Annotated in this window: 6 protein-coding genes; 4 read left to right on the forward strand and 2 right to left on the reverse strand. The window is 69.4% G+C overall.

What is annotated here, in order from left to right:
- Together rpoN and AC1DXV_RS29195 are read left to right on the forward strand one after the other, a co-directional pair.
- Nucleotides 1-1,242: RNA polymerase factor sigma-54 (gene rpoN / locus AC1DXV_RS29190; protein ID WP_477936920.1), on the forward strand; the 1,242-nt coding region annotated here is incomplete at its 5' end.
- A gap of 129 nt (nucleotides 1,243-1,371) precedes the next feature.
- Nucleotides 1,372-3,267: an ATP-binding protein gene (locus tag AC1DXV_RS29195; protein WP_477936922.1), complete on the forward strand. Its 1,896-nt coding sequence runs from the start codon at nucleotides 1,372-1,374 to the stop codon at nucleotides 3,265-3,267.
- Nucleotide 3,268: 1 nt separating this feature from the next.
- Here AC1DXV_RS29195 and AC1DXV_RS29200 read toward each other — a convergent pair whose 3' ends face one another.
- Nucleotides 3,269-4,720, reverse strand: a complete 1,452-nt coding sequence (locus AC1DXV_RS29200; protein WP_477936924.1) for a sigma-54-dependent transcriptional regulator — start codon at nucleotides 4,718-4,720, stop codon at nucleotides 3,269-3,271.
- 121 nt (nucleotides 4,721-4,841) lie between these two features.
- On the opposite strand from AC1DXV_RS29200, the gene AC1DXV_RS29205 reads away from it, so the two are divergent.
- Nucleotides 4,842-5,405, forward strand: a complete 564-nt coding sequence (locus AC1DXV_RS29205; RefSeq protein ID WP_477936926.1) for a DUF1003 domain-containing protein — start codon at nucleotides 4,842-4,844, stop codon at nucleotides 5,403-5,405.
- A 304-nt stretch (nucleotides 5,406-5,709) separates the two neighbouring features.
- Here AC1DXV_RS29205 and AC1DXV_RS29210 read toward each other — a convergent pair whose 3' ends face one another.
- Nucleotides 5,710-5,982 carry a hypothetical protein gene (locus tag AC1DXV_RS29210; protein WP_477871932.1) on the reverse strand — a complete coding sequence of 91 codons (273 nt, stop codon included), beginning with the start codon at nucleotides 5,980-5,982 and terminating at the stop codon, nucleotides 5,710-5,712.
- A 258-nt stretch (nucleotides 5,983-6,240) separates the two neighbouring features.
- Here AC1DXV_RS29210 and AC1DXV_RS29215 point away from each other — a divergent pair, with 258 nt between their 5' ends.
- Nucleotides 6,241-6,762 (forward strand): hypothetical protein, encoded by a 522-nt coding sequence (locus AC1DXV_RS29215; RefSeq protein WP_477936928.1) that lies wholly within the window; start codon nucleotides 6,241-6,243, stop codon nucleotides 6,760-6,762.
- Nucleotides 6,763-6,887: the final 125 nt, after the last annotated feature.

Below are 6,887 nucleotides of genomic sequence, written 5' to 3' on the forward strand. Positions count from 1 at the left end.
GACACGCTCGCACCGGCCAATGACGCGACGATGGAGGCCCCACCGTCGGCCGATGCCGACATGGCCTTCGAGCGCGACAGCTGGCAGGCCGGGCCGGGCAGCACCGGCGGCAGCGGCTCGGGCGACAGCGACATCAGCGCGATGGAGCTGGTGGCCGCCGATGTCGACCTGCGCCAGTACCTGCGATCGCAGATCGCCATGCTGCCGCTGGACGAGCGCGACCATGCGCTCGCCTGCACGGTCATCGAGTCGCTCGACGACGACGGCTACCTGCGCACCGGCCTCGATGAACTGGCGACGCTGGCCGCCCTGTCGCCGGCGGTCGAGGCCTGCGAGATGAACACCGCGCTGAAGCTGGTGCAGTCGCTGGAGCCGGCCGGCGTGGCCGCGCGCAGCGTGGCCGAATGCCTGCTGCTGCAGATGCCGCAGATCCAGGATGCCGACGAGCGTGCGCTCGCCGGGCGCATCGTCGCGCAGCACCTGGCGCAGCTCGCGCAGCGCGACATCGCCGGCATCGCGAAGGCGCTGGGCGAGCCCCCCGCGCGCGTGCAGGCCGCCTGCGAACGCATCCGCCACCTCGACCCGCGCCCGGGCTGGCGCCATGGTGCCGAGAACCTGAACTACGTGACGCCGGACGTGATCGTCAAGAAGGTGCGCGGCACCTGGGCCGCCGCGCTGAACCACGCGGTGATTCCGCGCGTGAAGCTGAACCAGATGTACGCGAACCTGTTCCAGCAGCACCGCGGCGGCGGCCACGGCGAGATGGCCGCCCACCTGCAGGACGCCCGCTGGACGGTGCGCAACGTGCAGCAGCGCTTCTCCACCATCCTGTCGGTGGCGCAGGCCATCCTGAAACGCCAGCACCGCTTCCTCGACGTCGGCCCGCTCGCGATGAAGCCGCTCGGCCTGCGCGAGATCGCCGACGAGGTCGGCATCCACGAGTCCACCGTGTGCCGGGTGACGAACAACAAGTACATGGCGACGCCGGTCGGCGTGTTCGAGCTGAAGTACTTCTTCTCGCGCGGCATGCACACCGCGAGCGGCGGCAGCACCTCGCCGACCGCGGTGCGCGGCGTGATCCAGGGGATCATCGAGGCGGAGGACCCGAAGAAGCCGCTGTCGGACGCCCAGATCGCCAAGCTGCTGACGCGCCAGGGCCTGACGGTGGCGCGCCGCACGGTGACCAAGTACCGCCAGTTGCTGAAGGTGGAGCCGGTCGAGCGGCGCAAGCGGGCGGCCTGAATCAAAAAGTCACAAACGGCGCAGGCACGACACTTGCCAGTAGAAGTCCAGCGGCCAGCCGACACGCGATGTCGGCCCCGTCCGACAGACCCCGGCCCGCACCCGATTGCGGGCGACCGAAAGCCTTTCATGCAGGACCGTGCCGACACGACCAACTCCAGGCTCAACGACCTCGGCCCCACTTTGTTCGACCGGTTGCCGCAGGCCGCCCTGCTCGTCGATGCCGAAGGGCACGTGCTGGACGCCAACCCGGCCGCCCAGGCGTTGGCGCGCGGCGGCGACCTGCCGTCCGACCTGATGCGGCTGGCGCCGTCGCTCGCGCTCGGCCGGGCGCTGGCCGCCGGCGAGGAATGGTCGGGCGAGGTCAGCATCGGTTCGGGCGACGGCGTGCGCCCATTCGACGTCCAGTTGCTGAAGCTGCCCTCGCAGGACGGCCTGCCCGGCCTCGACGGCGCCCGCTTCGTCTGCCTGCTGCAGCCGGCGCCGCAGCGCGGGCGCGATGGCGAGCGCGATTTCCGCCACGTCGCCGATGCGGCGCCGGTGATGATCTGGCTGGCCGGCCCGGACCGCTGGTGCGAGTGGGTCAACAAGCCGTGGCTGCAGTTCACCGGCACGACGCTCGACGAGGAACGCGGCAACGGCTGGACGCAGGTGGTGCACCCCGAAGATCTCGAGCGCTGCATGGGCATCTACTCCACCAGCTTCCATGCGCGCCAGCCCTTCGTGATGGACTACCGGCTGCGCCGCCACGACGGCGTCTACCGCTGGGTGCTCGACAACGGCGTCGCGCACACCAGCGGCGACGGCCGCTTCCTCGGCTACGTCGGCAGCTGCGTCGACATCCACGAGCGCAGGGAGCTCGAGGAGCGCCTGGCCGAGCGCACGCAGGCGATGCGGCTCTCCGACCGGCGCCAGGGCGAGTTCCTCGCGCTGCTCTCGCATGAGCTGCGCAACCCGCTGGCGCCGATCGCCAACGCGGCCAGCGTGCTGCGCACGATGGAGAGCGACAACCCGACGATCGGGCGGCTGCGCGAGATCGTCGAGCGCCAGGTGGCGCGGCTGCGCCGGTTGATCGACGACCTGGTCGACGTGACGCGCGTCGCGCAGGGCCAGATCACGCTGATCAAGGAACCGGTGGCGGTGGATGCGGTGGTGCGCACCGCGCTCGACGGCCTGCGCACGAAGCTCAGTGCCGCCGGCCACACGCTGAAGACCGAGTTCCCGAAGGAGGCGGCCTGGGTCGACGGCGATGCGCTGCGGCTCGCGCAGGCCGTCTCGGCGATCGTCTACAACGCATCGATCTTCTCGCGCGACCCGGGCGAGATCTCGGTGTCGGTGCAGGCGCGTGGCGGCCCGAACGGCGACCAGGTGCTGGTGCGCGTGAAGGACCGCGGACAAGGCATTGCCGCCGATTTCCTGCCGCATGTGTTCGAGCTGTTCGCACGCCACGATGCCGGCACCGCGGCGCGCCGGCCGGGGCTGGGCGTCGGCCTGACGCTGGCGCGGCGCATCGCGCTCCTGCATGGCGGCGACATCGCGGCCTCCAGCGCCGGCCCCGGGCTCGGCGCGGAGTTCGTGATCAGCCTGCCGCAGGTGGCATCGCCGGCCGCCACGACGGGCGCGCGCCACAAGCCGCTGGTGATGGTGCCGGAAGAGACCTATCGCGTGCTGGTGATCGACCCCGATCCGGAGACACGCGACGTGCTGCGCCTGCAGATGGAGTTGTGGGGCCACGACGTGCAGACGGCACCGACCCCCGAGGCCGGGCTGCGGCTGGCGCGCAGCCAGCAGCCGCAGATCGTGCTGTGCGACATCAGCCAGCCCGATTTCGACGCCGCCGCGCTGCTGGAGCCGCTGCGCAGCCACCTGATCGGCATGCCGGTGTTCTTTGCCGCACTGAATGCACGCGGCCGCCACGACGACGAGGCGCGTGCGCTGGAGGCGGGCTTCGACGCCTACCTGGTGAAGCCGCTGCGGCCGGAAAACCTCGGCCGCCTGATCCACGCCTTCGCGACGCGGATCTAGCTCACGACGAGGCCCAGCTGGTGTCCTGCGTCAGGTCGGCCGAGCGCGTGTCGAGGCCGTCGGGCCCGACAGCGCCCGCCGCCTGGTATTCCTTCAGGCGGTTGTAGAGCGTCTTCAGGCTGATGCCCAGCGTCGCGGCCGTCTTCTCCTTGTGGCGGCCGAGGTACTCCAGCGTCGCGAGCGTCACCTGCCGCTCGATCTCGGCGAGCGGCGTGCCGACCCACACGGTGATCGCCGGTGCCCCGCCCTCGACCGCGATCGGCGAGGTCGGGATCGATGCGCCCGACACCTCGCCGTCCGGCGATTGCGGCAGGCACTCGTCGTCGATCGTGCTGTCGAGCGCCATCACGTACGAGCGGTACACCACGTTGCGCAGTTCGCGCACGTTGCCCGGCCATTCGTAGCGCGCCAGGCGCTGCAAGGCCTGCGGCGAGAAGCGCTTGGGTGTGCCCTCGCGCTCCGAGATCTGCTGCACGAAATGCTCGGCCAGCAACGAGACGTCTTCCGAGCGCTGGCGCAGCGCCGGCAGGTGGATCGGGAACACGTTCAACCGGTACAGCAGGTCCTCGCGCAGCTTGCCGCTGGCCACCGCCTGCAGCGGGCTGCGGTTGGTGGCGGCGATCATCCGCACGTCGGTCTCGAGCGTCTGCGTGGAGCCGACGCGCATGAAGGTGCCGGTCTCCAGCACGCGCAGCAGCTTGACCTGCAGGTCCAGCGGCATCTCGGTGATCTCGTCGAGKAACAGCGTGCCGCCGCTCGCCCGCTCGAAGAAGCCCTGGTGCTGCCGGTCGGCGCCGGTGAAGCTGCCCTTCTCGTGGCCGAAGATCTCGCTCTCGATCAGGTGCGGCGAGATCGCGCCGCAGTTGACGGCCAGGAACGGCTTGCCGCGCCGGCGGCTCAGGTCGTGCACCGTGCGGGCAACCACCTCCTTGCCGGTGCCGCTCTCGCCGGTGATGAACACCGTGACGGCCGTGCCGGCGACGCGCTGCACCTGCTCGTAGACGCGGCGCATCGGCGCCGAGCGGCCCCACAGCGCACCGAAGTGGCCGTCGCTCTCCAGCGTGGCCAGCAGGTCCGACGACTCCGCCTTCAGCATCGACGGCTTGGTGACGCGCGACAGCACGCCCTTCAGCTGCTTCAGGCTCATCGGCTTGACGAGGTAGTCGGCCGCGCCCAGGCGCAGCGCCTGGATCGAGGTGTCCAGGCTCGCCTGGCCGGTCATCAGCACCACGTCGGTGTTGCTCATGCCCTTGGCCTCGTTCAGCAGTTCCATGCCGTTGCCGTCGGGCAGCATCAGATCGAGCAGCACGATGTCGGGCTCCTGCAGCGCGAGCTGCCGGCGCGCATCGCGCAGCGACCCCGCGGTGGCCACGGTGAAGCCCTCGCTCGCGATCAGCATCGCCATCGTCTCGGCCGAATCCGGCTCGTCATCCACCACCAAGGCGTGCGGCATCACAGAACTCCTCTTGCGGACCGGTGGGCCCGCAGCAAGCGGCCCGGACACGCCGGGACCACGCGGAACCGTCGGGCACAGCGATTGCCATGACAGTTCATCCAACACTCCACCGCCGACCATGCATCGGTCTCCATCCAAAGCTTCCTCTCCTGCAAGCCACAGCAACTACCGCAGCGCCGAGTCGGTGGACGACCTGACGCAGGCCAATGTGCAGGCCATCCAGCGCCTCGAGCACGAGGCGAGCCGCGTGCGCGGCCCGATGGACCGCTTTGCCGACCACGTCAGTTCGTTCTGCGGCAGCCCCGTGTTCTTCTGGGTCCACGTCGCGTGGTTCGCCGGCTGGATCGCCTTCAACCTGCAACCCGGCCCGCAGGCCTTCGACCCGTATCCGTTCACCTTCCTGACGCTGGTGGTGTCGCTGGAAGCGATCTTCCTGTCGACCTTCATCCTCATGAGCCAGAACCATGCCGCCCGCATCAGCGAACGGCGCAACCAGCTCGACCTGCAGATCAACCTGCTCACGGAGCAGGAGAACACGAAAATGTTGCAGTTGCTTGAACGCATCGGGCGTGCGGTCGGCGTGGTCGACGACAAGGACCCGAGCCTGCAGGTGCTCGAGCAGGCGATGCGGCCCGACAAGCTTGCCGAGCAGATCGACAAGGCGGCGTCGGATTGCGCGTGACCCCCGCTTCCTGCCGTCGTCATGGTGGACATCGTTACTGCTGATCACCGGATCGTTCCCTCATCGGCCCGAGCCAGCGGCCAAAGTGCGCGACGATAGCTTGCGCTGCAGGGCCCTCCCGCGTGCAGTGGTAACGAGGCGTCAGTGCGGGCGACGGCGGTGCTGCGGCACGGCTTGCGAGTTGTCACACACCGAAGCCTGTGCAGGCTGCGCGTGTGTCCCGGCCCCAACGCCGGCAGCGACACCTTCACTCCGGGGATGGACAGGATGCCGGGCCGCATCGGGATGACTCCCCGTACCGCGCTCAACCGAGCGCGAAGCAACGGAGGTGCAGATCGGCACGGGCACCGTTGCCCGCCATTTGCCGGGCGCAGGCGCGCAAGGCCTGCGACACCGCCGCCACGAGCTTCGAGGTCGGGCGCACCGCACGGCCCTTGCGCAGCAGGCTGTCGACCAGGAAACCGTCTTCATCGATCATCTCGGCGAGCAGGCGCTCCTCGTCGTCGAACAGCACGGCGCGCGGCGACTCCTTCGAGCCGAAGAGCAGCAGGTAGCGAGCGCAATTGTTGGTTTTCATGACGGCTTTTTCTGGCGATGCAACATCTGGATGCCGGATGCTCGCGCAGGCACGGTTCGCGGGCCAGTCGCCAGCACCGGATTCGAACGTCGGAAAACGCCTACGCGGTCCTACAAGGGGGCCCGGTGCACCTCCTGCCCTCCTACAGGGCATCGCGACGCTGGCTGGTATCCGGATGCCTCACCCCCGCCTATCGTCGCGTCATGCGATTGGCCGGTCCCGGACTGCATCGCGCCCATCCTGATCGGGAGTCTCCAGATGCAATCCCCTGCGCGAGCACATGCCGCCCCCACCGCCACCCGCTCCCGCAACGCGGGCCTGCCGATGCCGCACGATGTCCACCCGTGGAATGCGCCCGGGCAGGACACCGGGCTGGTGATCGACCGCGACCGGCAGTTCGTGCAGATGCTGCGCCACTACCGCGAGAGCGGCGGCCTGGCGCGTGGCGACGAGGTGGTGGAGCGGCTCGCGCAATGCGGCAGCCGGGGCGTGCCGACACTGGCACGGCAGATCGTCGAGCGCAGCGTGATGAGCTTCGAATGGCGCAACGAGCTGTGGCTGCCGATGTTCCAGTTCGATCGGGCCGACATGGCGGTGAAGGCCGGCCCGTTGCAGGTGGCTTCCGAGCTGGCCCCGGCCTTCGATGCGTGGAACATCGCGTTCTGGTTCGTGCAGCCGAACCCGTGGCTGAAGGGGCGGATGCCGATCGACGTGATCAACACCGAGTTCGCCGAGGTGATCCAGGCGGCACGGACCGATCGCTTCGTGGCGGCCGGTTGATCGAACGCCCGTTCACCCTGAGCTTGTCGAAGGGTTGGTGGCAAGCGAGACAAGGCTTCGACAGGCTCAGCCCGAACGGGAAACTCGTGCTCAGGGCATGACGCTGCCGGCCGGCACCACCGGCG

The organism is Rhizobacter sp. P3_C12 (genome assembly GCF_056402735.1).